Origin of the sequence: Micromonospora parathelypteridis, assembly GCF_014201145.1 — a bacterium.
Lineage (GTDB): Bacteria > Actinomycetota > Actinomycetes > Mycobacteriales > Micromonosporaceae > Micromonospora > Micromonospora parathelypteridis.
Genome location: NZ_JACHDP010000001.1, coordinates 3,485,146 through 3,507,821 on the forward strand (window position 1 = coordinate 3,485,146; position 22,676 = coordinate 3,507,821).

At 71.6% G+C, this 22,676-nt stretch carries 24 protein-coding genes; 15 read left to right on the forward strand and 9 right to left on the reverse strand.

Annotated features, from left to right (window positions below):
• Positions 1–3: 3 nt before the first annotated feature.
• On the reverse strand, positions 4–498 hold the full coding sequence (locus HNR20_RS15695; RefSeq protein WP_184180578.1) for a GbsR/MarR family transcriptional regulator: 495 nt from the start codon (positions 496–498) through the stop codon (positions 4–6).
• Between the two features lie 91 nt (positions 499–589).
• Here HNR20_RS15695 and HNR20_RS15700 point away from each other — a divergent pair, with 91 nt between their 5' ends.
• Both HNR20_RS15700 and HNR20_RS15705 read left to right on the forward strand, forming a co-directional pair.
• Positions 590–1,489 carry an ABC transporter ATP-binding protein gene (locus HNR20_RS15700; protein ID WP_184180580.1) on the forward strand — a complete coding sequence of 300 codons (900 nt, stop codon included), beginning with the start codon at positions 590–592 and terminating at the stop codon, positions 1,487–1,489.
• Positions 1,486–3,099 (forward strand): ABC transporter permease, encoded by a 1,614-nt coding sequence (locus tag HNR20_RS15705; RefSeq protein WP_184180582.1) that lies wholly within the window; start codon positions 1,486–1,488, stop codon positions 3,097–3,099. The genes HNR20_RS15700 and HNR20_RS15705 overlap by 4 nt, the downstream gene beginning before the upstream one ends.
• Before the next feature lie 152 nt (positions 3,100–3,251).
• Here HNR20_RS15705 and HNR20_RS15710 read toward each other — a convergent pair whose 3' ends face one another.
• On the reverse strand, positions 3,252–3,587 hold the full coding sequence (locus tag HNR20_RS15710; RefSeq protein WP_088951070.1) for an STAS domain-containing protein: 336 nt from the start codon (positions 3,585–3,587) through the stop codon (positions 3,252–3,254).
• 211 nt (positions 3,588–3,798) lie between these two features.
• Between HNR20_RS15710 and hemL the strand changes: the two genes are divergently transcribed.
• The 6 genes from hemL to ccsB all read left to right on the forward strand — a co-directional run bounded on the left by hemL (position 3,799) and on the right by ccsB (position 9,857).
• Entirely contained in the window at positions 3,799–5,136 is a 1,338-nt protein-coding gene (gene hemL, locus HNR20_RS15715; RefSeq protein WP_184180584.1) for a glutamate-1-semialdehyde 2,1-aminomutase, read from the forward strand.
• Between the two features lie 63 nt (positions 5,137–5,199).
• Positions 5,200–5,847 (forward strand): histidine phosphatase family protein, encoded by a 648-nt coding sequence (locus HNR20_RS15720; RefSeq protein WP_184180586.1) that lies wholly within the window; start codon positions 5,200–5,202, stop codon positions 5,845–5,847.
• A complete protein-coding gene (locus HNR20_RS15725; protein WP_184180588.1) occupies positions 5,847–6,413 on the forward strand; it encodes a TlpA family protein disulfide reductase in 567 nt (188 codons plus the stop codon). The genes HNR20_RS15720 and HNR20_RS15725 overlap by 1 nt, the downstream gene beginning before the upstream one ends.
• Positions 6,413–7,234, forward strand: coding sequence for a cytochrome c biogenesis CcdA family protein (locus tag HNR20_RS15730; RefSeq protein WP_184180590.1), 822 nt, complete (start codon positions 6,413–6,415; stop codon positions 7,232–7,234). The genes HNR20_RS15725 and HNR20_RS15730 overlap by 1 nt, the downstream gene beginning before the upstream one ends.
• Positions 7,234–8,889 carry a cytochrome c biogenesis protein ResB gene (resB, locus tag HNR20_RS15735; RefSeq protein ID WP_184180591.1) on the forward strand — a complete coding sequence of 552 codons (1,656 nt, stop codon included), beginning with the start codon at positions 7,234–7,236 and terminating at the stop codon, positions 8,887–8,889. Before HNR20_RS15730 ends, resB begins: the two co-directional genes overlap by 1 nt.
• The gene (gene ccsB / locus HNR20_RS15740; protein WP_184180593.1) at positions 8,889–9,857 is read left to right on the forward strand and encodes a c-type cytochrome biogenesis protein CcsB; all 969 of its coding nucleotides are present in this window, start codon (positions 8,889–8,891) and stop codon (positions 9,855–9,857) included. Before resB ends, ccsB begins: the two co-directional genes overlap by 1 nt.
• Here the strand turns inward: ccsB and HNR20_RS15745 are convergent.
• Both HNR20_RS15745 and HNR20_RS15750 read right to left on the reverse strand, forming a co-directional pair.
• A complete protein-coding gene (locus HNR20_RS15745) occupies positions 9,823–10,074 on the reverse strand; it encodes a hypothetical protein (RefSeq protein ID WP_184189393.1) in 252 nt (83 codons plus the stop codon). The two genes, ccsB and HNR20_RS15745, sit on opposite strands and share 35 nt — an antisense overlap.
• Before the next feature lie 197 nt (positions 10,075–10,271).
• The gene (locus HNR20_RS15750; RefSeq protein WP_184180595.1) at positions 10,272–10,748 is read right to left on the reverse strand and encodes a MarR family winged helix-turn-helix transcriptional regulator; all 477 of its coding nucleotides are present in this window, start codon (positions 10,746–10,748) and stop codon (positions 10,272–10,274) included.
• Between the two features lie 94 nt (positions 10,749–10,842).
• Here HNR20_RS15750 and HNR20_RS15755 point away from each other — a divergent pair, with 94 nt between their 5' ends.
• The gene (locus HNR20_RS15755) at positions 10,843–11,397 is read left to right on the forward strand and encodes a carboxymuconolactone decarboxylase family protein (protein ID WP_184180597.1); all 555 of its coding nucleotides are present in this window, start codon (positions 10,843–10,845) and stop codon (positions 11,395–11,397) included.
• 24 nt (positions 11,398–11,421) lie between these two features.
• Here HNR20_RS15755 and HNR20_RS15760 read toward each other — a convergent pair whose 3' ends face one another.
• The gene (locus tag HNR20_RS15760) at positions 11,422–12,255 is read right to left on the reverse strand and encodes an alpha/beta fold hydrolase (RefSeq protein ID WP_229687019.1); all 834 of its coding nucleotides are present in this window, start codon (positions 12,253–12,255) and stop codon (positions 11,422–11,424) included.
• Positions 12,256–12,449: 194 nt separating this feature from the next.
• Between HNR20_RS15760 and HNR20_RS15765 the strand changes: the two genes are divergently transcribed.
• Positions 12,450–13,910 (forward strand): menaquinone biosynthesis decarboxylase, encoded by a 1,461-nt coding sequence (locus tag HNR20_RS15765; protein WP_184180601.1) that lies wholly within the window; start codon positions 12,450–12,452, stop codon positions 13,908–13,910.
• Positions 13,910–14,875 carry a menaquinone biosynthesis prenyltransferase MqnP gene (gene mqnP / locus HNR20_RS15770; RefSeq protein ID WP_184180603.1) on the forward strand — a complete coding sequence of 322 codons (966 nt, stop codon included), beginning with the start codon at positions 13,910–13,912 and terminating at the stop codon, positions 14,873–14,875. Before HNR20_RS15765 ends, mqnP begins: the two co-directional genes overlap by 1 nt.
• Here the strand turns inward: mqnP and HNR20_RS15775 are convergent.
• Entirely contained in the window at positions 14,864–15,847 is a 984-nt protein-coding gene (locus tag HNR20_RS15775) for a terpene synthase family protein (RefSeq protein ID WP_184180605.1), read from the reverse strand. The two genes, mqnP and HNR20_RS15775, sit on opposite strands and share 12 nt — an antisense overlap.
• 148 nt (positions 15,848–15,995) lie before the next feature.
• Between HNR20_RS15775 and HNR20_RS15780 the strand changes: the two genes are divergently transcribed.
• On the forward strand, positions 15,996–16,625 hold the full coding sequence (locus tag HNR20_RS15780) for a UbiX family flavin prenyltransferase (RefSeq protein WP_184180607.1): 630 nt from the start codon (positions 15,996–15,998) through the stop codon (positions 16,623–16,625).
• A 102-nt stretch (positions 16,626–16,727) separates the two neighbouring features.
• Here HNR20_RS15780 and HNR20_RS15785 read toward each other — a convergent pair whose 3' ends face one another.
• Positions 16,728–16,994: a BldC family transcriptional regulator gene (locus HNR20_RS15785; RefSeq protein WP_007454516.1), complete on the reverse strand. Its 267-nt coding sequence runs from the start codon at positions 16,992–16,994 to the stop codon at positions 16,728–16,730.
• Between the two features lie 269 nt (positions 16,995–17,263).
• Here HNR20_RS15785 and HNR20_RS15790 point away from each other — a divergent pair, with 269 nt between their 5' ends.
• Genes HNR20_RS15790 through cds1 form a run of 3 tightly spaced genes read left to right on the forward strand, consistent with a single transcriptional unit; the run spans position 17,264 to position 19,726 of the window.
• Positions 17,264–17,722: an Lrp/AsnC family transcriptional regulator gene (locus HNR20_RS15790; protein ID WP_184180609.1), complete on the forward strand. Its 459-nt coding sequence runs from the start codon at positions 17,264–17,266 to the stop codon at positions 17,720–17,722.
• A 50-nt stretch (positions 17,723–17,772) separates the two neighbouring features.
• Complete coding sequence (locus HNR20_RS15795; protein WP_184180611.1) at positions 17,773–18,603, forward strand: SDR family oxidoreductase; 831 nt, start codon at positions 17,773–17,775, stop codon at positions 18,601–18,603.
• A gap of 31 nt (positions 18,604–18,634) precedes the next feature.
• Positions 18,635–19,726 (forward strand): L-cysteine desulfhydrase Cds1, encoded by a 1,092-nt coding sequence (cds1, locus tag HNR20_RS15800; protein ID WP_184180613.1) that lies wholly within the window; start codon positions 18,635–18,637, stop codon positions 19,724–19,726.
• A 36-nt stretch (positions 19,727–19,762) separates the two neighbouring features.
• Here cds1 and HNR20_RS15805 read toward each other — a convergent pair whose 3' ends face one another.
• Both HNR20_RS15805 and HNR20_RS15810 read right to left on the reverse strand, forming a co-directional pair.
• The gene (locus HNR20_RS15805) at positions 19,763–20,383 is read right to left on the reverse strand and encodes a putative glycolipid-binding domain-containing protein (RefSeq protein WP_184188503.1); all 621 of its coding nucleotides are present in this window, start codon (positions 20,381–20,383) and stop codon (positions 19,763–19,765) included.
• A 114-nt stretch (positions 20,384–20,497) separates the two neighbouring features.
• Positions 20,498–22,540 (reverse strand): DEAD/DEAH box helicase, encoded by a 2,043-nt coding sequence (locus HNR20_RS15810; protein ID WP_260321841.1) that lies wholly within the window; start codon positions 22,538–22,540, stop codon positions 20,498–20,500.
• Positions 22,541–22,676 lie beyond the last annotated feature (136 nt).

The window sequence follows — 22,676 nt, forward strand, 5'->3', positions numbered from 1 at the left end:
CGCTCAGGCCTCGCCGGGCCTGACGTGGCCGGTGGCGGCCCGCCGGGCCCGCCAGCGCTCGCCCAGTGAGTCGATCTCCTCCTGCACGAAGAGGAAGAAGTCGCGCATCTCGGCCACCCGTTCACCGGCTCGCGTCTCGGCGCCGAGGGCGGCCACCCCGGCCTCCGCCACGTCGATGAACGTCTTGTAGATCCCGGTCTTGGTGATGGTCGCCTCGTACCAGGGATTGTCCGGCATCCGGTAGCGGTCCCGGCGGGACCGGGGGACCGGCTCGCGGATCAGCATGCCGAACTGGGTGAGGTAACGGACCGCGCCGCTGACCGCCGCCGCGCTCACCCCGAGCCGCTCGCCGATCTCGGCGGCGGTTAGGGGGTCGTCCGAGCTCATCACGGTGAACAGCACCCGGGCGGCCATCCGCGGGGAACCCACCTCGGCGAAGGTCAGCGCCATCCGTTCGACGAAGAGGTGCACCGGGTCGTGGCCGTCAGCGGCTGCCATGACGATCTCTCCTGCCTGTTCGTGTGGCGTCGATGGTGCCCCGGATCTCACAGTCTTCACAACTTTGTGAAACGAGTGTAGCTTCCGATACATGGAAACTCCCATTGAGGTGTCCGGCCTGGTCAAGACCTTCGGCCGGACCCGGGCGCTCGACGGTCTCGACCTGACCGTCCGCGCCGGCGAGGTGCACGGCTTCCTCGGCCCGAACGGCGCCGGCAAGTCGACCACCATCCGGGCACTGCTCGGACTGCTGCGGACGGACGCGGGGGCCGTCCGCCTGCTCGGTGGTGACCCGTGGCGCGACGCGGTCGCCCTGCACCGTCGGCTGGCGTACGTGCCGGGCGACGTGACGCTCTGGCCCAACCTGTCCGGCGGCGAGGTCATCGACCTGCTCGGCCGAATGCGCGGCGGTCTCGACCCGGGCCGCCGGGCCGAGCTGTTGGACTCCTTCGAGCTGGACCCGCGCAAGAAGGGGCGGGCCTACTCCAAGGGCAACCGACAGAAGGTCGGGCTGGTGGCAGCCCTCGCCTCGGACGCCGAACTGCTCATCCTGGACGAGCCGACCTCCGGGCTGGACCCACTGATGGAGGAGGTGTTCCAGCACTGGGTCCGCCGCGCGAAGACCGACGGTCGCACCGTGCTGCTCTCCAGCCACATCCTGGCCGAGGTCGAGGCGCTCTGTGACCGGGTGACGATCATCCGCAACGGGCGGGACGTGGAAACCGGCACCCTGAGCGAGCTGCGCCACCTGCGCCGCACCGCGATCGAGGCTGAGCTGACCGGCCCAGCGGACGGGCTGGGTCAACTGGCCGGCGTCCACGACCTGCGGGTGGACGGGCACCGGGTGCGCTTCGACGTGGAGAACGCCGCGCTGGACGCAGCGCTGCGCCGGCTCACCGAGATCGGCGTACGGAGTCTGGTCAGCCAGCCGCCGACACTCGAGGAGCTGTTCCTGCGGCACTACCAGGCCGAGTCGGCGGCGCGGTCATGAGCGCCTTCACCGGGACCTGGCATCTGGTGCGCCTCATCCTGCGCCGGGACCGGGTGCTGCTGCCGATCTGGATCCTGCTGCTGACGGTGCTGCCGGCCGGCTACGCCAGCACGTACGCCGGGCTGTACCCGACCGAGGCCGAGCGGGCCGCGTACCTGGCCGGCACGGCGAGCAATCCCTCGATCGTCGCCCTGCTCGGCCCGGTGTACGGCGACAGCGTCGGCGCCCTCACCGTCCAGCGGGCCGGCCTCCTGGCGCTGATCGTCGGGCTGATCGGCGTGCTGACCGTGGTCCGGCACACTCGCACCGAGGAGGAGGCCGGTCGGCGGGAGCTGCTCGGCGCCACGGTGCTGGGCCGGTACGCCGGGCTGACCGCCGCGCTGCTGGTGACGTACGCCGCGAGTGTGCTGCTCGGCCTGCTCACCGCCGGCGGCCTGGTCGCTGCCGGCCTGCCCGGCGCGGGTTCGGTGCTCTTCGGCGCCGGCGTGGCGCTCACCGGGGTCGCTTTCGCCACGGTCGGCGGGCTGACCGCGCAGCTCACCGAGAGCGCGAGTGGCGCCCGTGGGATCGGCCTGGGCGTGCTCGGGCTGGCCTTCGTGCTGCGGCTGGGCGGCGACGCCGGTGGTTCCGGTGGCACCGGCGGGAGCGCGGAGTGGCTGAGCTGGCTCTCGCCCCTGGGTTGGGCGGCACGGGGTCGGGCCTACGCCGATGAGCGCTGGTGGGTGCTGCTGCTGCCGGTGCTGTTCAGCGTGGTGGTCGCGCTCGTGGCGTACCCCGTCTCGGTCCGCCGTGACCTCGGCGCGGGGGTGTTCCCGTCCCGGCTCGGCCCGGCCACCGCCGGTGCGGGGCTGGCCGGTCCGTTCGGCCTGGCCTGGCGGCTGCACCGGGGCCAACTGCTCGGCTGGACCGTCGGCTTCGGGCTGCTCGGCCTGGTGCTCGGCGGTGCGGCGGACGCTGCTGGCGACGCCGTGCAGGGCAACCAGCAGCTCGCCGAGATCCTTTCCCGGCTCGGTGGCAGCTCGGCGCTCGCCGAGGCGTACCTCGGTGGGACGTTGAGCCTGACCGCGCTGGCGGCTGCCGGTTACGGCATCCAGGCCGCGCTGCGGGCACGGGCGGAGGAGACCGCCGGGCGGGTCGAACCGCTGCTCGCGACGGCGGTGAGTCGGCCCCGGTGGCTGGCGGCGCATCTGGTCTTCGCGTTGCTCGGACCGGCGGTGGTGCTGGCCGTTGCCGGGCTCGCGACCGGGCTGGCCTACGGGATCAGCGTTTCCGACGTCGGCGGCGAGCTGCCGCGGCTGCTCGGTGCCGGGCTGGCCCAGGTGCCCGCGGCCTGGGTGCTGGCCGGGCTGGCGGCGCTGCTGGTCGGCTGGCTGCCCCGTCTCTCCGGGGGCGCCTGGGCGGTGCTCGCCGGCTGTCTGCTGCTCGGTCAGCTCGGAGCGGTGTTGAAGTTGGACCAGTGGGCGCTGGATCTCTCCCCGTTCACCCACACCCCACAGGTCCTCGGTCAGGACTGGTCGGTCACCCCGCTGGCCGCTCTGACCGCCGCAGCAGCCGCCCTCCTGACCCTGGCCCTACTGACCTTCCAAAAACGCGACATCCCAACCACCTAACCCACCCCCACCCCCCCTCCTCCGCCTGCCCCCTGCCTACCCTCGTCGATCATGAAGTTATTGCCCCGACACGCCGAGCCGGATGGCAATAACTTCATGATCAACGGGGTTAGGCAGGGGGGTGGAGGCCCGGGGGGCCGGGAGAGGCGGGGTTAGCCGGTGGGCTGGTCGTTGCGGATCATCAGGGCGCTGCGGAGGCCGGTGATGTCCAGGACTCGGATCAGGAAGTCGCCCACGTGGGTCAGCATCAGCAGGCTCTGCGCGTGGCTGGCCTTGCGACTGAGCACGACCAGTGTGCCCAGGCCCTGCGAGTCGCAGAAGGTGACGCCGCCAAGATCGAGCACGATCTTCGGTGGCGGGTCGGCCAGCACCTCGTTCACCACCGTGGAGAGCTGGGCGGCCGTGAGCATGTCGATCTCACCGGCCAGGCGCAGCACGGCTTCGTCGCCCGTTCGGTGTAGCGTGATGGACAGTTCGGCACGATCCACCCGGTCAGCCTAGCGCGATCCGCCCGACCCGGCCTGTTGAGGCGGCGAGCCGTCGCCTGGCGGAGCCGCGAGCCGCACCCACCGAGGTCACGAGCGTCGCCCCTGGCCTCGCGTCGTCGCCGCTGGCAGGCACGGACCGTGGGTGAGCCCGGTAACCCCGGCGCGGGGTGGGTGCTGGTTGGCCGTCCGGCGCTGACACAATGGCCGCATCGTGACCGACATCTTTCCAGCCGGATCCGGCCGTTACCCGGCCGAAGCGCCGGCCTCCGAGGCCCTGTTCGACCGCGCCCGCGCCATCGTGCCGGGCGGGGTCAACTCCCCCGTGCGCGCCTTCCAGGCGGTCGGCGGCACCCCACGCTTCATGGTTCGTGGCGAGGGTCCGTGGCTGTTCGACGCCGACGGCCGCCGCTACGTCGACCTGGTCTGCTCCTGGGGTCCGCTGATCCTCGGGCACGCGCACCCGGAGGTGGTGGACGCCGTTCAGGCCGCCGCCGCGCTGGGCACCAGCTTCGGCACTCCCACCCCGGGTGAGGTGGAGTTGGCCGCCGAGCTCGTTGCCCGGACCCCGATGGAGCAGGTCCGCCTGGTCAACTCCGGCACCGAGGCGACCATGTCGGCGATCCGGCTGGCCCGCGGCTTCACCGGCCGCTCCAAGATCGTCAAGTTCGCCGGGTGCTACCACGGGCACGTCGACGCGCTGCTCGCCTCCGCCGGGTCCGGCGTGGCCACCCTGGGCCTGCCCGACTCGCCCGGCGTGACCGGGGCGGCGGCCAGCGAGACGATCGTGCTTCCGTACAACGACATCCGGGCCGTCGAGGAGGCCTTCGCCGCCGAGGGTCCGCACATCGCCGCGGTGATCACCGAAGCCGCCGCCGGCAACATGGGCGTGGTGGCACCCCGCGACGGCTTCAACCAGCAACTCGCCCGGATCGCGCACGCCCACGGCGCCCTGCTGGTGGTGGACGAGGTGATGACCGGGTTCCGGGTCTCCCGCGCCGGGTGGCACGGCCTCGACCCCTCCGACGCCGACCTGTGGACGTACGGCAAGGTCATGGGCGGTGGCCTGCCCGCCGCCGCGTTCGGCGGGCGCGCGGACATCATGGCGCGACTCGCCCCGGCCGGCCCGGTCTACCAGGCCGGCACGCTCTCCGGTAACCCGCTCGCCTGCGCCGCCGGCCTGGCCACGCTGCGGCTCGCCGACGACGCGCTGTACCACCGCCTCGACTCCACGGCCGCCGCCGTGGGCAAGCTGGCGTCCGACGCGCTGGCCGCCGCCGGGGTCCCGCACCGACTGTCGTACGCGGGCAGCATGTTCTCGATCTTCTTCACCGACGCCGACGTGGTCGACTACGACAGCGCTCGCACCCAGCAGGTGCCGGCGTTCAAGGCGTTCTTCCACGCGATGCTCGCCGCCGGCGTCTACCTGCCGCCGAGCGCGTTCGAGTCGTGGTTCGTGTCGGCGGCGATCGACGACGCCGCTCTGGAGCACATCGCCGACGCGCTGCCCACGGCGGCCAACGCGGCGGCAGCGGCTGGTCACGGGGGGTAGCGTGCGCGCGAGGAGTGAGCCGGTTCTGCGAGCCCCGCAGTCGCAAACGAAGGGGGCGCAGCGGTGAGCAAGACGGTGGTCCACGTGCTTCGGCACGGCGAGGTGTACAACCCCGACCAGATTCTCTACGGCCGGCTGCCCGGTTTCCGCCTGTCCGAGCTGGGCGTGCAGATGGCCAAGGCCGCCGCACAGGGCCTGGCTGAGCGGGAGATCGAGCACGTGGTGGCCAGCCCGCTGGAGCGCGCCCAGCAGACCGCCGAGCCCATCGCCGCCCAGTTCGGGCTGCCGGTCGGGGTGGACGAGCGGCTGATCGAGAGCGCCAACTGGTTCGAGGGCAAGAAGGTGTCCCCCGGTGACGGGTCGTTCCGCGACCCGCGTAACTGGTGGGTGCTGCGCGACCCGGTGACCCCGTCCTGGGGTGAGGCGTACCGGGTGATCGCCGAGCGGATGTTCGCCGCTGTGCACGCCGCACGGGTCGCCGCCGAGGGGCGCGAGGCGGTGCTGGTGTCGCACCAACTCCCGATCTGGACGCTGCGCCGCTACGTCGAGCGCAAGCGGCTCTGGCACGACCCGCGCAAGCGGCAGTGCGGGCTGGCGAGCCTCACCTCGTTCCACTTCGACGGCGCGAAGGTGGCGGGCATCGGCTACAGCGAGCCGGCAGCGCACCTGATCGCCCTCTCCGCGACCGCCCGGACGGCCAAGGGGGCCTGATGAACGCCCGGAGGTGGACCGCCGGTCTGCTCGCCGCCGTCGCCGCGGTGGCGCTGGTCGGCTGCACGTCGAAGGGGCAGGAGAAGACCTGCACGACCACCACCGACGGGATCTTCGAGTGCGCACCGGACCAGCGCTCGGCACCTCCGAAACTCGCCGGTGAGCTGCTCGCCGGCGGCACCTACGACGTCAGCCAGGCCCGGGGCCAGGTCGTGGTGCTCAACTTCTGGGGCTCCTGGTGCGCGCCGTGCCGTGCCGAGGCGGACGACCTGGAAGCCACCTACCAGGCCACCAAGGCCTCCGGGGTGACCTTCCTCGGCGTCAACGTCCAGGATCAGCGGGACAAGGCCAAGGCGTTCGAGAAGGGCCGGGTCACCTATCCGAGCCTGTTCGACCCGCCGAGCAAGCTGGCGCTCGCCCTGGACATCCCGCCGAACTTCGTCCCGGCGACGGTGGTGCTCGACCGGGCGGGCCGGATCGCGGTGGTGATCCGGGCCGCCGTCAAGCAGGAGGGCCTGCAACCGATCGTCGAACGGATCGCGGCCGAGAAATCGGCGTCGAGCTGATGGGCGAGACCTTCAAGGACCTGGCCCTGAGCGGGCCGCTGCTGCTCGCCATTGGCGCGGCGGTGCTCGCCGGCCTGGTCAGCTTCCTCTCCCCGTGCGTACTCCCACTGGTCCCCGGCTACCTCTCGTACGTCACCGGCCTGGCCGGCGCCGACCTGGAGGGCCGTCGACCGGCGGCTGACAATGCGCCCGAGGGCACCGGTGGTGTCGCCGTCCGGGAGCGGATCGCGCGGGCCGGCGCCGTCAAGGGCCGGGTGCTCGCCGGGACGCTGCTCTTCATCGCCGGCTTCACCGTCGTCTTCGTCGCCACCGCGATCCTGTTCGCCGGCATCGGCCGGGTCTTCTTCGACTACGAGCGCGAGCTGCAGATCGGCGTCGGCGCGCTGATCATCGTGCTCGGTCTCGGCTACCTCGGGATGATTCCCGCCCTGCAACGCGAGTTCCGGATCTCCCGACTGCCGTCGGCCGGGCTGCTCGGCGCACCGGTCTTCGGCGCGGTCTTCGCACTCAGTTGGGTGCCCTGCACCGGCCCCACGCTCGGCGCGGTGATGGGGATGGCCGCCACGAGCGGCCAGAGCGACCGCGCCGTGGTGCTCGCCGTGGCGTACTGCCTCGGGTTGGGGATACCGTTCGTCGTCTTCGGGCTGGGCTTCGAACGCCTGCTCGGGGTCTTCCGCGCCGTCCGGCGCAACAGCCGCTGGGTCACCCGGGTCGGCGGCGCCCTGCTCATCCTGATCGGCCTGGCGCTGGTCACCGGCGGATGGCAGAGCTTCGTGATCTGGTTGCAGACCACCGTCGGGGTGGGCGAGGTGAGTATCTGATGACGGTCGTCGACGACCGGCCGGAGACCGCGGCCCCGGCGCCCCGGCGCCGGCCCAACCGGCTGCTGGCGCTGCTGCGCAACTCGTGGCGGCAGCTCACCAGCATGCGTACGGCGCTGATCCTGCTCTTCCTGCTCGCGGTCGCCGCCATCCCCGGCTCGGTGCTGCCGCAGCGCGGGATCAGCCCGGAGAAGGTCAACCAGTACTTCACCGACCACCCGGACCTGGCTCCCCGGCTGGACCGGATCGGCGCGTTCGAGGTCTTCGGTTCGGTCTGGTTCTCCGCGATCTACCTGCTGCTGTTCACGTCGCTGATCGGCTGCATCACGCCCCGGCTGCGGGATCACATCCGGGCGCTGCGGTCCCGTCCGCCGGCCGCGCCGAAGCGGATGGCACGGCTGCCGCAGCACACCGTGCTGCCCGCCCCGCCCGGCGGCGCGGCGGCCATCGCCGAGGTGCTGCGCAAGCGCCGCTGGCGCGTCGAGGTGCGTGGCAACGAGGTCTCCGCCGAGAAGGGCTACCTCAAGGAGACCGGCAACCTGCTGTTCCACACCTCGCTCATCGCGGTGCTGATCGGCGTCGCGCTCGGCTCGTGGTACGGCTGGAGCGGCAACCGGCTGCTCGTGGCGGGCGCGGACAACTCGTTCTGCAACACCCGGCAGCAGTACGCCGAGGCGAAGCTCGGCCCCCGGGTGGACAGCGCGGACCTGCCCCGCTTCTGCCTGCGGCTGGACGACTTCCAGGCCCGGTTCCTGGCGTCCGGCCAGCCGGAGTTCTTCAACGCCACGGTCACCGTCGACGGCCCGGACGAGCCCACCCGCAGCGCGAACTTCTCGGTGAACGCACCGCTGCGCCTGAACGACGCGAGCGTCTACCTGCTCGGCCACGGGTACGCCCCGGTGATCCGCTACACCGACCGTTTCGGCAACAGTCAGATCAGTGACGAGCCGTTCCTGACCACCGGCGACATGGGCCTGACCAGCGAAGGGCTGGCCGCCTTCCCGGACGCGAACGTCGACCCGGCCACCGGTCAGCGCAAACCGGACGAGCAGATGGCGTTCACCGGCATCTACCTGCCCACGGCACCCGAGCAGCCGCCGATGGTCCGCTCGCAGTACCCCACCGAGCGCAACCCGGTGCTGAACCTGGTCGCCTACCGGGGCAACCTCGGCCTGGACGCCGGCATCCCCACCTCGATCTACCAACTCGACCAGCGGCAGGTGCGGACCGGCAAGGTCAAGGAGGTCGGCACCAAGCTGCTCCGCAAGGGCGAGACCTGGACGCTGGACGACGGCACCACTGTCGAGTTCCTGGGCACCGAGCGGTACGTGACGCTCTCCATTCGGCACGACCCGGGCGCGACGCCGCTGTTGATCAGCTGCGGCTTCCTGCTGGTCGGGCTGATGGGCTCGCTGTTCGGGCGGCGCCGTCGGGTGTGGTTCCGGGTGACCTCGCCCGACCCGGCGGAAGGATCTCCGACGGGCGGTAGTAGCTTGATGGAGGCCGGTGGGTTGCCGCGCACCGACTATCCAGGGTTCGCCGAGGAGTTCGCCCAGCTCATCGCCGCGGTCAACGGTGACGAACGGGCGGCTGAGCGGGCCGGCGTGAGCGCTGACTCCAGTGACCGGGCCGGCGTGCGAGAAGGAGCCGAGTGATGTCCGCACTCTCCGACAATCTGGTGACCTCCGCGATCCTGGCGTACCTGGTCGCGATGATCGGCCACGCCGTGGAGTACGCGCTGGGCAACGCGCGTACCCGAATCGCCGCGGCGGCTCCGGCCCGTGAGCTGGTGGGCGCCGGCGGTCCCGTTCCGACGTCGCCCGCGCCGGTCCCGCCGTCGACCGGGGACGGCCGGTCGAAGCGGCGTGCCCGCCTTGCTGGCCTGATCGCGGTGGGTGCCACCGCGGTCGCCGCCGTGCTGCACCTGGCGGCGCTGGTCACTCGCGGCCTCGCGGCGGACCGGATGCCCTGGGGCAACATGTACGAGTTCGTGCTCACGGTGACGTTCATCGGGGTCGCCGCGTGGCTGGTGGTGCTCTGGAAGCGACCGTCGCTGCGCAAGCTCGGGCTGTTCCTGACCCTGGTGATGGTGCTGCTGGTCGCCACCGCCGAGCTGGTGCTGTACGTACCGATCGTGCCGCTGGTGCCGGCGCTGAACTCGTACTGGTTCGTCATCCACGTCTCGACCATCGTCTTCGCGTCCGGCATCTTCCTGCTCGGGGTGGTGCCGGCGGTCGGCTTCCTGATGCGCAACGGGTACGAGCAGGGCAAGCGGAGCTTCCCGTACACCCTGGCCAAGCGTCTGCCCGGCGCGGTCGGCCTGGAGCGGTTGACCTTCGCGCTGCACGCCTTCGCGTTTCCGATCTTCACCTTCGCGGTGATCGCCGGTGCCATCTGGGCCGAGGCGGCGTGGGGTCGGCCGTGGGGCTGGGACCCGAAGGAGACCTGGGCGTTCATCTCCTGGGTCGTGTACGCCGGTTACCTGCACGCCCGAGCCACGCCCAGCGTCAAGCGCAACGTGGCCACCTGGCTCGCGGTGCTCGGCTTCCTCACCATGCTGATGAACCTGTTCGGCGTGAACATCTTCTTCACCGGCCTGCACTCGTACGGCGGGCTCGACTGACGTCGACGCCCGGGGTCAGTCGGGCACCGGTCGCCAGGCGCAGCGTCCGCTCGACCTGGATGGTGACCTGATAGGACACCTCCGGCAGGTCGGCCAGTTCGATCCGCTCGGCGCGCAGCGCCAGTTGGGCGTGCAGCTCCCGGGCGATGGCGTCGCGAAGCTCGACCAGCAGGGGTGACAACCCGTCCGGGTTGCCGACGACGTAGGCATCCGACATGGCTTCGAGCCTGCGCCTGGACCAGGGCGGCACGCCAGCGTCGGTGAGATGTGTCCGCCCGGCTTGACCCGGCTTGATCCACTCCAGGTCGGCGCGGTGGCGGTATCCGGCGACCCGGAACCGCCACATCGGCGACCTGGTGTCGATCAAGGCTCGACGCCGGCGGGCAGGCGACGGGGCGAGCCTTCGTGGCGCGGTCAGCCGCCGAGCCAGCCCGGCACGTCGAGGCGGAACCAGTTGGCGGCGGCCATCGTGCGCAGGTCGTCCTCAAGGGCGTCGACCCGTTCTGGGCCGAGGGTCTCGGCCCAGCGCTCGCGCAGCCGATCGAAGATCTCGGCCGAGCGGCGTAACCCGTCGGCGCCGCGCGCCGTCACCCGGACCAGCCGGCGGCGGGCGTCCTGGGGATCGTCGACCCGCTCCAGGTAGCCGACGGCGACCAGCCGGTCGACCGTCTTGCCGGCGGCCTGTTTGGAGATGCCCAACCGCTGACCCAGCTCGGTGGCGGTGGTGCCGTCCACCCCCACGGCCTGGAGCACGAAGCCGTGCAACGGTCGCAGCTCCGGATGCCCCTCCCGGGCCAGCTCGGCGTGCAGGTCGTCGATCAGCGTCCGGAAGCCGGCCAGCAGCAGGAGCGGCAACTGGAAACCGGGACGCGCGGGGTCAGCGGTTGCCATCTTCGTCAACCACGTTTACTATTTCGTCAACCACGTTGACGATCCTACGGGATGCGTCCCGCCTTCCTTATCGACCCTCCGAAAGCAGGCAACCGTGTCCGTCTTCACCGCACACACCGCCGACACCGCCCCCGCCGCCGCCCGTCGGTCCATCGAGGGAGTACGCCGCAGCTTCGGCTGGCTGCCGACCCCGGTGGCGCTGATGGCCGAGTCCCCGCAGCTGCTCACCGGCTTCCTCACCGCCAACGCGGGCTTCGAGCAGACCGACCTCGCGCCACTGGAGCGGGAGGTGGTCGTCTTCGCCGTCGCCACCGTCAACGAATGTCACGTCTGCGTCGCCCTGCACACCGGCAAGCTCACCCAGCTCGGTGCGACCACCGACCTGATCACCGCGCTGCGCGCCGGCACGGCCCTGCCTGAGCCACGACTGGAGGCGCTGCGCCGGTTCACGCTGGCTGTGCTGGAACACCGGGGCGCGGTGCCCGACGACGAGCTGGACGACTTCCTGGCCGCCGGCTACCAGCCCCGGCACGCACTGGACGTGGTGCTCGGAGTCGGGGCGTACACCATCTCGACCTTCGCCAACCGGCTCACCCGTGCGCCACTCGACCCGCCCCTGGCCGCCCACGCCTGGGCACCCGCCGCCTGATCGGGTGCGCTCGCGGGCCGCTGCTCAGGCATTTCCGAGGAAGTCGCGCAGCAGGGCGACCATCTCGTCCGGGCGTTCCTCGTACAGCCAGTGCCCGCAGTCCTCGACCACTTCGCCGCGTACCGAGTCGGCGTACCGGCGAACCTGCTCGGCGACCTGCCCACCGAGGCTGGCCGCTGCGCCGACGGCCAGCACCGGCATCGCCAACTTCGTGCCCCGGTACGCCGCGTTGTCGGCGATGTCCTGATCGAATGCCCGGAAGTAGGCGAAGCTGGCCCGCAGGTGCGCGGGGTCACGCAGGTGGCTGGCGAACTCCTCGATGTCGGGCGGGGGGATGCTGCCCTTGCGCACCATCAGAGCGTCGGTGAACCGGTCCACCCAGAGCGACTCCCGCCCGCTGACCAACTCCTCCGGCAGCCCGTTGCCGATGGAGAAGTAGCCGAAGTTCCACACCCCTGGCCCGGCCGCCGTCAGTGCGGGGAACGTGTAGATGCTCTCGTCGGGGATCGGGGCCTCGGTGAGCACCAACCGACTCACCCGCTCGGGATGGGCGGCGGCGTACGCGTACGCCACCATGGTCCCCAGGTCGTGCCCGACAAGCCGGAGGTCGCTCGTCAGGCCGAGTTGGTCGAGCAGCGCGCCCAGGTCGGCGGCGACCGTCTTCTTGTCGTACCCGCCGGCCGGGGCGTCGCTGTCCCCGAAGCCCCGAAGGTCGGGCGCGACCACGTCGAAGGAGCGACCCAACTCGGGCAGCAGGTGCCGCCACATGTGCCAGCACTGCGGATAGCCGTGCAGGAGGATGAGTGGCGGACCAGTGCCGCCGCGGACGTAGTTCATCGCGATCTGGCCGGTGCGCACCCGTTGTTCGGTAAACCCCGCTGGAACCCGCTCCCCGCCCATCATCGCCTCCGTCCGCAGGCTGCCCGGCTACCCGCTCAACCGCCCGCCATGCCGTGGGAGGTGGCCCTGCCCGCCGTCGGGCCCCGGCCCATCGCGGGCGTCACACCACCCGGCTTGGGCCGTACGGCACCCGGTGCGGGAGACTGGCGGGTATGGCGGCTCGTGGCTTCCCGTACACCGATCTCAAGGACTTCCTCGCTGCGCTCGAGCGCGCGGGGGAGCTGCGCCGGGTCGACGTCCCGGTCGACCCCACCCTGGAGATCAGCGAGGTGGTCACCCGCACCGTGCGAGCCGGCGGCCCGGCGTTGCTCTTCGAACGTCCGACCCGGGGCGAGATGCCGTTGGCGATCAACCTGTTCGGCACCGAGAAGCGGATGGCGATGGCTCTCGGCGTCGACTCGCTCGACGAGATCGGTGCCCGGATCGGCGCGCTGATCAAGCCGGAGCTGCCGGTCGGCTGGTCCGGTATCCGCGAGGGTCTCGGCAAGGTCATGCAGCTCAAGTCCGTGCCGCCGCGCAAGGTGAAGACCGCGCCCTGCCAGGAGGTCGTCTACCGGGGCGACGACGTCGACCTGGACCGACTGCCGGGGCTGCAGGTCTGGCCCGGCGACGGTGGGATCTTCCACAACTACGGGTTGACCCACACCAAGCACCCCGAGACCGGCAAGCGCAACCTGGGCCTGTACCGACTTCAGCAGCACGGCCGCAACACCCTGGGCATGCACTGGCAGATCCACAAGGACTCCACCGCCCACCACGCGGTCGCCGAGCGGCTCGGGCAGCGCCTGCCGGTCGCGATCGCGATCGGTTGCGACCCGGTCGTCTCGTACGCGGCCAGTGCGCCGTTGCCCGGCGACATCGACGAATACCTGTTCGCCGGGTTCCTGCGCGGCGAGCGGGTGGAGATGGTCGACTGCCTCACCGTGCCGTTGCAGGTGCCGGCGCACGCGCAGATCGTGCTGGAGGGCTACCTGGAGCCCGGTGAGCGGCTGCCCGAGGGCCCGTTCGGCGACCACACCGGCTTCTACACCCCGGTCGAGCCGTTCCCGGTGCTGCACATCGAGGCGATGACCATGCAGCGCAAGCCGGTCTACCACTCGATCGTCACCTCGCAGCCGCCGCAGGAGGACCACGGCCTCGGCAAGGCCACCGAGCGGATCTTCCAACCGCTGCTCAAGCTCATGATCCCGGACATCGTCGACTACGACCTGCCGGCCGCCGGTGTCTTCCACAACTGCGCGATCGTGTCGATCCGCAAGCGCTACCCGAAGCACGCCCAGAAGGTGATGAACGCGATCTGGGGCGCGCACCTGATGTCGCTCACCAAGTTGATCGTGATCGTCGACGAGGACTGCGACGTGCACGACTACAACGAGGTCGCCTTCCGCGCCTTCGGCAACGTCGACTACGCGCGCGACCTGCTGGTCACCGAGGGCCCGGTGGACCACCTCGACCACTCGTCGTACCAGCAGTTCTGGGGCGGCAAGGCGGGTGTCGACGCGACCCGCAAACTGCCCACCGAGGGGTATACCCGCGGTTGGCCGGAGGAGATGAAGATGAGTCCGGAGGTCACCTCCCTGGTGGACAAGCGCTGGAAGGAGTACGGGATCTGATGGCCACCGCCAACAACCCCCGCGATCTTGCACTGACGGCCCCCGATCCGTCCCCTTCCGTCGGGACACAAAGTGCGGGATCGCCGGGGAAGGTGCGGGCATTCCTGGACCTCGTCAAGATCGAGCACTCCGTCTTCGCGCTGCCGTTCGCGTTCCTCTCGGCGCTCGCCGCCATGCAGGTCAACGGCGGCCGGGTGGGCTGGCTCGACCTGCTGCTGATCACTGTGGCGATGGTCGGGGCGCGGACGTTCGCCATGGCCGCCAACCGGATCATCGATCGGCAGATCGACGCGCGGAACCCGCGTACCGCCGGCCGGGAACTGGTGACCGGGGCGGTGAGCGTGCGGACGGCCTGGACCGGCGCGGCCGTCGCGTTGGTGGTCTTCCTCGCCGCCGCCGCCCTGCTCAACCCGCTCTGCCTGGTGCTCGCGCCGCTCGCCGTGGTGCCGCTGGTCGTCTACCCCTATGCCAAGCGGTTCACCAACTGGCCGCACGCGATCCTCGGGGTCGCCCAGGCGGTCGGCCCGGTCGGTGCGTGGCTGGCGGTCACCGGCACCCTGAACGGCTCCGGGCCGGCCTGGCTGCTCGGCGCCGCGGTCGGGCTGTGGATCGGCGGCTTCGACCTGATCTACGCCTGCCAGGATTCCGAGATCGACCGGGAGATCGGCGTGCACAGCGTGCCCGCCCGGTACGGTCGGCGCTTCGCGCTGCACGCCTCCACGGTCGCGCACGTGGTGACCTTCGCGCTGTTCGTCTGGTTCGGCGAGCTGATCGGCCTGAGCTGGCTCTGGTGGATCGGGCTTGCGCTGACCGCGGTCGCGTTCATCTACCAGCACCTGGTGGTCACGCCGACCGACCTCAGCAAGGTCAACCGGGCGTTCTTCACCGCCAACGGGTTCGTCGGCATCGTGCTGTTCGTCTTCGCCCTGCTCGACCTGGTGATCCGGCTCGACCTACGACCCTGAGGCTGGTGGGGCGGTGCCGACGGGGTAGCGGGCACTTTCCAAGGTCCAGTCGATGGTGCCGCGGACGGCGTACGCGACCCCGTCGAGATGGTCGGCGACCGCCTCGTCCAACGCCGGGCCGAACGACGGCACCGCGGCCCGCAGCGCGACGAAGCGCCGCATCGACTCCCGCCAGCGCTCGGCCGCCCGCTCTACCGCCTCCGTCGACGGCACGGCAAGCTCGCCCTGGATGGCCAGGACCAGGTTGTGCCCGCCCGCCGTGGCCCGGTCCCGATCCAGCGAGGCCAGATCGTTGTACCAGGAGAGCAGGTCGTTGCCGACGTCGCCGATCTGGCGCAGCAGCGGGTGATGGTAGACCGGGTCGGGCAACGGTCGACCACCGACGAACTCCGTCAGCGCGTACGACACCTCCGCCGCCGAGGTCGCCCGCCGCAGCTCGACGTACTCGTCGACGTTGGGTCGGTGGCCGGCCTCCTTGTTCACCATCTCCTGCCAGGTGCCGTCGAGGTGCCGGCCCACCGCGTCGGCGAAGCGCAGCCGCCACCGTGACGGCATCCGGCCGCGCGGTTCGCGCCACGCCAGCACCAGCAGCCGCCGTAGCGGGCCGTTGAGGCCGGCCGGCCGCAACCGGGGGCCGTCGTTCAGCAGCGCCAGCGTGCCGTTGCGCAGTGCCCGGATCTGCTCCGGGTCGAGTCGGCCCGGCCCGTCGCAGGCGTCATCAACCAGGAAGAACCAGGTGAACAGGGCAGTCAGCACCCGCAGGTCGGCCTCGGTCGCCTCCGGGTAGAGCCGCCCGGCGTACCGGGCGAAAGCTCCCCGGGCCAGCCGCTGCAACGCGGCGTCGTCCAACGGGAGGCCAAGCTCGGGCAGCAGGCTGAGCAGCCACTCCTGCACGCGGTCGGCGTGCGGTGAGAGCCGGGACGGGATCGGACATTCGGCACGCAGCGCCCAGAGGATCTCGTCGGTCGTCACCGATGCCTCCTGTGCGAGATGGTGTCGGTGCGAATCCCCAGCGGCAGCATGTCAGGTCGACGGGATGCCTAGCTACTGCGGGACAGGTCGGACGGGCCATCTCGGGGGTGCTCACCAGTGGACCAGCCGGACCAGGCAGGCTGGGGGCATGCGGGAACCATGGGTGGTCGGGGTCTCCGGGGCCTCTGGCACGCCGTACGCGGCGGCTGTCATCGGAGGACTGCTCGACGCGGGCGAGCCGGTGGACCTGATCGTGTCCCGGGCGGCGCGACTCACCGTGCTCGACGAGACCGGCCGGCCGTTTCGCGACGGACACTGGGCCGAGGACCTCACCGCCTGGCTCGGCCGGGACCTGACCGGGGCGGATGTGCGGCACTGGCCGGCTGGCGACCTGGCCGCCGGGCCGAGCAGCGGCTCCTACCGGGTACGCGGGATGGCCGTGGTCCCCGCCAGCACGGCAGCCTGCGCGGGTATCGCGATCGGGCTCTCCAAGGACCTGTTGCAGCGCGCCGCCGAGGTCAACCTCAAGGAACGGCGGCCCGTGGTGGTGGTCCCCCGGGAAACGCCGGTGACCCGCAGCCACCTGGAGCACCTGATCGCGTTGCACGACGCCGGCGCGGTGGTGCTGCCGGCCAGCCCTGGCTTCTACGGGGCCGGAGCGGAGGCCAGCGCCCAGCAGTTGGTCGACTTCGTGGCCGGCAAGGTGCTGGATGCGCTCGGCGTCCCGCACACCCTGTTCCGTAGGTGGTCCGGTCAGCTCGGCGCGGCCCGGAGCTGAGTCGGCAGCTCGGGGCGTGTCGTGATGCCGCCCGGCCGGCTGGCCGAAGCGGGACGCGGACCGGACTGGTGCCCGGTCCGCGCAGCGTTTGTCCGCACCAGTTCAGTACATGCCGGCGTTGGCCGGACCCGGCCCAGTGGATGCGGCCGGTCCCACATTGCGTGGCTTTCCGACCTCGTCCACTTCGTCCAGCATGCCCTCCCCCTCAAGCAGGGCTCGCACCTCGGATTCCCGAAACCGGCGATGCCCGCCTGGAGTCCGGATGCTTCCTATCCGGCCGGCCGCCGCCCATCTCGTCACAGTCTTCGGGTCCACCCGAAACAGCGCGGCGACCTCACCCGGTGTCAGCAGGCGATCTCCAGTGTCCACAGCCCCCTCCTCGCGTCGACGAAGCCCCTGGCTGAACACACTGCCCCCGGCTGGTGCGAGCCCAGAGCCGTCATGAGGGACGTATGGCAATTACAGCACCAGGGACCTGGCCTGTCCGCCAAACGCGAAAAATGCACTGACTGGGAAGTTAGTAAATGCTACTGGTGCAACCCCTGCCTTGACCGTCTGTTTGTGAACAGTTACTCACTGCTCAGTCCAACGGATGCCGAAGGCGTCGCGTTACGCCTAACCGGTTAAGGTCACTCTCCGTGGACGCCATCGACCTGAGCCTCGTCGACCTGCTGCGCGGCAACGCGCGCCTCTCGTACGCCGAGTTGGCCCGACAGGTGGGCCTCTCGGCCCCGGCCGTACATGAGCGGGTCGGCAAGCTGGAGAGCAGCGGCGTGGTCCGCGGCTACCGCGCCGACGTGGCCCCGGAGGCGATCGGGCTGGGAGTGACCGCGCTGATCGGCATCGTCGAGGACTCCGGTGCCGACAGCGACGACATGCTCGAGTCGCTGCGGGTGCTGCCCGAGATCGAGTCCTGCTACTTCATGGCCGGCGTGGAGTCGTTCCTGCTGAAGGCGCGGGTTGGCACGATCGCCGAGTTGGAGCAGCTGATCGTGCGGCTGAACCGGACCCCCGGGGTCGCCTCCACCCGCACCGCCATCGCGCTCTCCACCAAGTGGGAGAACCGGCCCCAGCCGGTCGGCCCGCCCGCGGCCTGACAGCCGCGTACCCCTGGTGTCGCCCGGTCGGCCGGCGGTAGCGTGCGCCGATGACCCCGCCGGGACGTCGAGTGGCCGTGGTGACCGGCGCTGCCGGAGGTCTGGGCCGCGCCATCGCCGCCGCGTTGCACGCCGACGGCTGGTCGGTGCTGCTCACTGACCTCGACGCGGCGGCGGTGGCCACCGCCGCAGCACCGCTCGGCGGATGGTCGGCTGTCCTGGACGTCCGGGACGAGGACGCCTGCGCCGGCATCGCCGCGACCGCGGCAAGCCGGGGCGACCTGGCTCTCTGGGTCAACAACGCCGGCATCCTGGTCACCGGGCCGTCGTGGGAGCACGACGGCCCGACCCGCCGCCGGGTGCTCGACGTGAACGCCCTCGGCGCCATGAACGGCACCCTCGCCGCGCTGGCCGTCATGCGCGGGCAGGGTCACGGCCACGTGCTCAACGTCGTCTCGCTGGCCGGGCTGGTCGCCGCGCCCGGCGAGACGGTGTACGCGGCCAGCAAGCACGCCCTGCTGGCGTTCAGCCTCGGCACCCTGTCCGACCTGCGGATGGCCGGGTACCGGCGGGTGCACGTCTCCTGCCTGTGCCCGGACGGCATCTGGACCCCGATGCTGCACGACCGACTGGACGACCCGGGGGCACTCGCCTCCTTCACCGGGTCGATGCTGACCGCGCAGCGGGTGGCTGCCCGGGCAGTCCGGCTGGCCCGTCGGCCACGCCCGGTGGTCAGCCTGCCGCGCTGGCGAGGGGCACAGGTGCGTCTGCTGGACGCCCTGCCTGGGCTGGCCGTCGCACTGACCCCGCTCGTCCGGGCCGCCGGCCGGGCCGGTCAACGCCGCCAACGCCGCCGGACCGCGTCGCCGGACCGGCGCTGACCCCCTCTGGCCTGCTTGCTACGTTTCCGGCGTGACTCATCTCGACCGGTGCGACGCGGCCAGCCGGACCTGGGTGACGGAGGCGATCGCCGCCGTCGAGGCGGACGCGAACCGCTCGGCCGACACCCACCTGCTGCCGTTCCCGCTGCCCCGCGAATGGGGGGTCGACCTCTACCTCAAGGACGAGTCGTCGCACCCCACCGGCTCGCTGAAGCACCGGCTGGCCCGCTCGCTGTTCCTCTACGGGCTCTGCAACGGCTGGATCGGGCCGAGCACCACGATCGTCGAAGCGTCGTCGGGCTCCACGGCCGTCTCCGAGGCGTACTTCGCCCGGATGCTCGGGCTGCCGTTCATCGCGGTGATGCCCTCCTCCACCTCGCCCGAGAAGATCGCGCAGATCGAGTTCCAGGGCGGCCGGTGCCACCTGGTGGACGACCCGGCGACGGTGGTGGTCGAGGCCCGCTGGCTCGCGGAGGACTCCGGCGGGCACTTCATGGACCAGTTCACCTACGCCGAGCGGGCGACCGACTGGCGGGGCAACAACAACATCGCCGAGTCGATCTACGCGCAGTTGGAGTTGGAGCGGCACCCGATCCCGGCCTGGGTCGTGGTGGGTGCCGGCACCGGGGGCACCAGCGCGACCATCGGAAGGTACGCCCGGTATCGCCGGCTCCCCACCAAGCTCTGCGTCGTCGACCCGGAGAACTCGGCGTTCTACCCGGCGTGGCTGGCCGCCGACTGGTCGGTGCGTACCGGGAAGGGCTCCCGGATCGAGGGAATCGGCCGGCCCACCGTGGAGGCCTCGTTCCTGCCCTCGGTGGTGGACCGGATGGTCCAGGTGCCGGACGCGGCGTCACTGGCCGCCATGCGCGCCGGCTCGGCCGTGCTCGGCCGCCGGGTTGGCGGCTCCACCGGCACCAACCTGTGGGGTGCGTTCGGCCTGATCGCCGCGATGCTCGCCGAGGGCCGGACCGGCTCGGTGGTCACTCTGATCTGCGACCCGGGCGATCGGTACGCCGACACCTACTACGCCGACGACTGGGTGGCCGCCCAGGGCCTCGACCTGACACCGCACCTGGCCACGATCGAACGCTTCCTGACCAGCGGCACCTGGCCCGCCTGAGCCCTGCCGGCGCCGTCCAACCCTCGTCCGTGCCGTTCAGCGCGGGTCGATCCGTTCGGCCAGCCCGGGGTAGCGCACCACGTAGCCGCTGTCGTCGAGATCGATGTCTGCGGTGAAGGTGCCGCTGGCGAACCGCACCCGACCCGGCCCGAGCCCGGTGTAGATCTGCTCGGCCGGCACCACCTCCAGGCCGGGCAGCAGCACCCACGCGACGGTGATCCGATGCGCCAGGTCGGCCGGCTCGGCGGCCAGCCCGAGCCGGTGGACCGGCAGGGTGTTGAACAGCGGCGAACCACTCAGGTCGACGTCGAGCGCGTCGGCCAGCCGGTCCGGGTCATCGGTGCCCGGCAGGCCCGCCCGCGGATGACCGGCCGCGACCAGCGCGGCGTCCAGGTCGCCCTGCTCGGCGGTGGTCACCCGCCACCGGTCCGCGGCCCGCTCCAGCCTCACTCGGCGCAGCCAGCCCAACCCCTCCGCCTCGACCTCGACGCGGGCGGTGGCCCAGTCCGGCGTGGTGGTGAGCGGGTAGCGGGCGGTCCAGGGGATCGGGTCCACGGCGAGCAGGGTGCCCCGGGCCGCCAATCCGTGGCCGTCGTCGAGCAGCACCTGCTCGCTGCCTGCGGTGTCCGTCCGGGACCAGAAGATCGACTTCGGCATGGTCGGCATGAGCCGGACGTTACGCGACCGGGCCGGCATCGGCAGGGCATGCGCGAACGCCGCCGCGAAGACTGGGCTCCGCGACGGCGTTCGGTGGATCAGTGGATCAGTGGATCAGTGGGTACGTGCCGGCGGCCGTCCGCCGAAACCACGCCGGTCGTCGCGCTGCCGGTCGTCGCGCGGTCGCTCATCTCGCGGCCGGTCGTCCCGACCACGACTCTCCGGGCGGAAGCCACCCCGGGTGTCCCGGTCACCGAAGCGCCGCTCGCCGGTCGGCCGGTCACCCCGGCCGTCCCGGTCACCGAACTGCGGCCGGTCACCGAACCGGCGCTCGCCCTGCGGCCGGTCGCCGTAACCCCGGGTGTCCCGGTCGGCGTAACGCCGCTCGCCGGTCGGCCGGTCGCCGTAGCCCCGGTCGCCGGTCGGCCGGTCGCCGTAGCGCCGCTCGCCTTGCGGGCGGTCGCCGTACTGGCGGTCACCTTGTGGGCGGTCGCCGTAACGCCGCTCGCCCTGGGGACGGTCGCCGTACTGGCGGTCACCTTGTGGGCGGTCGCCGTAACGCCGCTCGCCCTGGGGACGGTCGCCGTACTGGCGGTCACCTTGCGGGCGGTCGCCGTAGCGCCGCTCGCCCTGGGGACGGTCGCCGTACTGGCGGTCACCCTGCGGGCGGTCGCCGTAGCGCCGCTCGCCGGTGGGCCGGTCGCCGTAGCGGCGCTCGCCGCCCGTGCGGTCGCCGAACCTACGCGGGCCACCGGCCCGGTCGTCGAATCGACGCGATCCGCCGGAGCGGTCGCCGTAGCCCCGAGGCTCCGCCTCGACGCGAACCGGGACGCCGCTCGGCTCGCGGGCACCGACCAACTCGGCCAACGCCGCGTCGCCGACCCGGACCCGGGTCTCGGCCGGCGCGACGCCGGCCTTCTCCATCATCGCCAGGGTGGTGCGGCGCTGCTTGGGCAGCACCAGCGTGGCGACCGCGCCAGACTCGCCCGCCCGGGCGGTGCGCCCTGCGCGGTGCAGGTAGTCCTTGGGGTCCTTCGGCGGGTCGACGTGCAGCACCAGGGTGACCCCGTCGACGTGGATGCCCCGAGCCGCCACGTCCGTGGCGACCAGCACGTTCATCCGGCCCTCACGGAACTCGGCAAGCGTCTTGGTGCGCATCCGCTGGGTCTTGCCGCCGTGCAGCCCACCGGCGCGTACGCCGACCGCCGCGAGCTGCTCGACAAGTCGGTCCACTCCGAGCTGGGTGCGCGCGAAGACCATGGTCCGGCCGTCACGGGCGGCGATCGAGGCCGCCACCGGGAACTTCTCGTGCGGCGGGATCAACAGCATGTGGTGGTCCATGGTGGACACCGATGCGGTGGACGGCGCCGTGGAGTGGGTCACCGGGTCGGTCATGAACCGCTTGACCAACGCGTCGACGTCACCGTCCAGGGTGGCCGAGAAGAGCAGTCGCTGACCGTTCGCGGGCGTCTTCGCCAGCAGGTCGGTCACCTCGGGCAGGAAGCCCATGTCGGCCATCTGGTCGGCCTCGTCGAGGACCGTGACCTCGACGTCGTCGAGCTGGCAGATGCCCCGCTCGATCAGGTCGCCGAGCCGACCCGGGGTCGCCACGATGATCTCCACGCCGCGCCGCAGCGCGTCGATCTGACGGTCGTACGGAACACCACCGACGGCGGTCTTCAGGAAGATGCCGACGGCCTTGCCCAGCGGCATCAGTGCGTCGTTGACCTGCATGGCCAGCTCGCGGGTGGGCACCAGGACCAGGGCGCGCGGACGCATCGGCCGGGCCCGGTTGCGGTTGGCCAGCCGGGCGATCATCGGCAGACCGAAGGCGAGCGTCTTGCCCGAACCGGTCTGCCCGCGGCCCAGCACGTCCCGACCGGCGAGCGCGTCCGGAACGGTGGCCCGCTGGATCTCGAAGGGGCTGGTGATGCCCTGCTGTGCCAGCGCGCGAACCAGCGGCTCGGGCAGGCCGAGGGAGGCGAAGCTGATCGGATCGACGGTCTCCGGCGCAAGCTCTGCCGGCTGGGCGGCGGCTGCTGCCGACGCGGTGCCGGCCTCGCTCGGGGAGGCGTCAAGCAGCTCCCCGGTGGTGTCGGTCGTCGGGGCCGGGTTGGAAACGGACGTAACGGTGCTGGGGTCAGCAGAGGTGGTCAACAAAAGCCTTTCGAGCGGGGCGCATCTTCGCGATGGCCTGCCGCGGCTGTGCCGCCGGATCGCCCGCAAGATCGCCCAGGGGCGCGCACCACGCGCGCCGGGTCAGTGATCTCAGCCAGTGTACGGCGATCCGGCG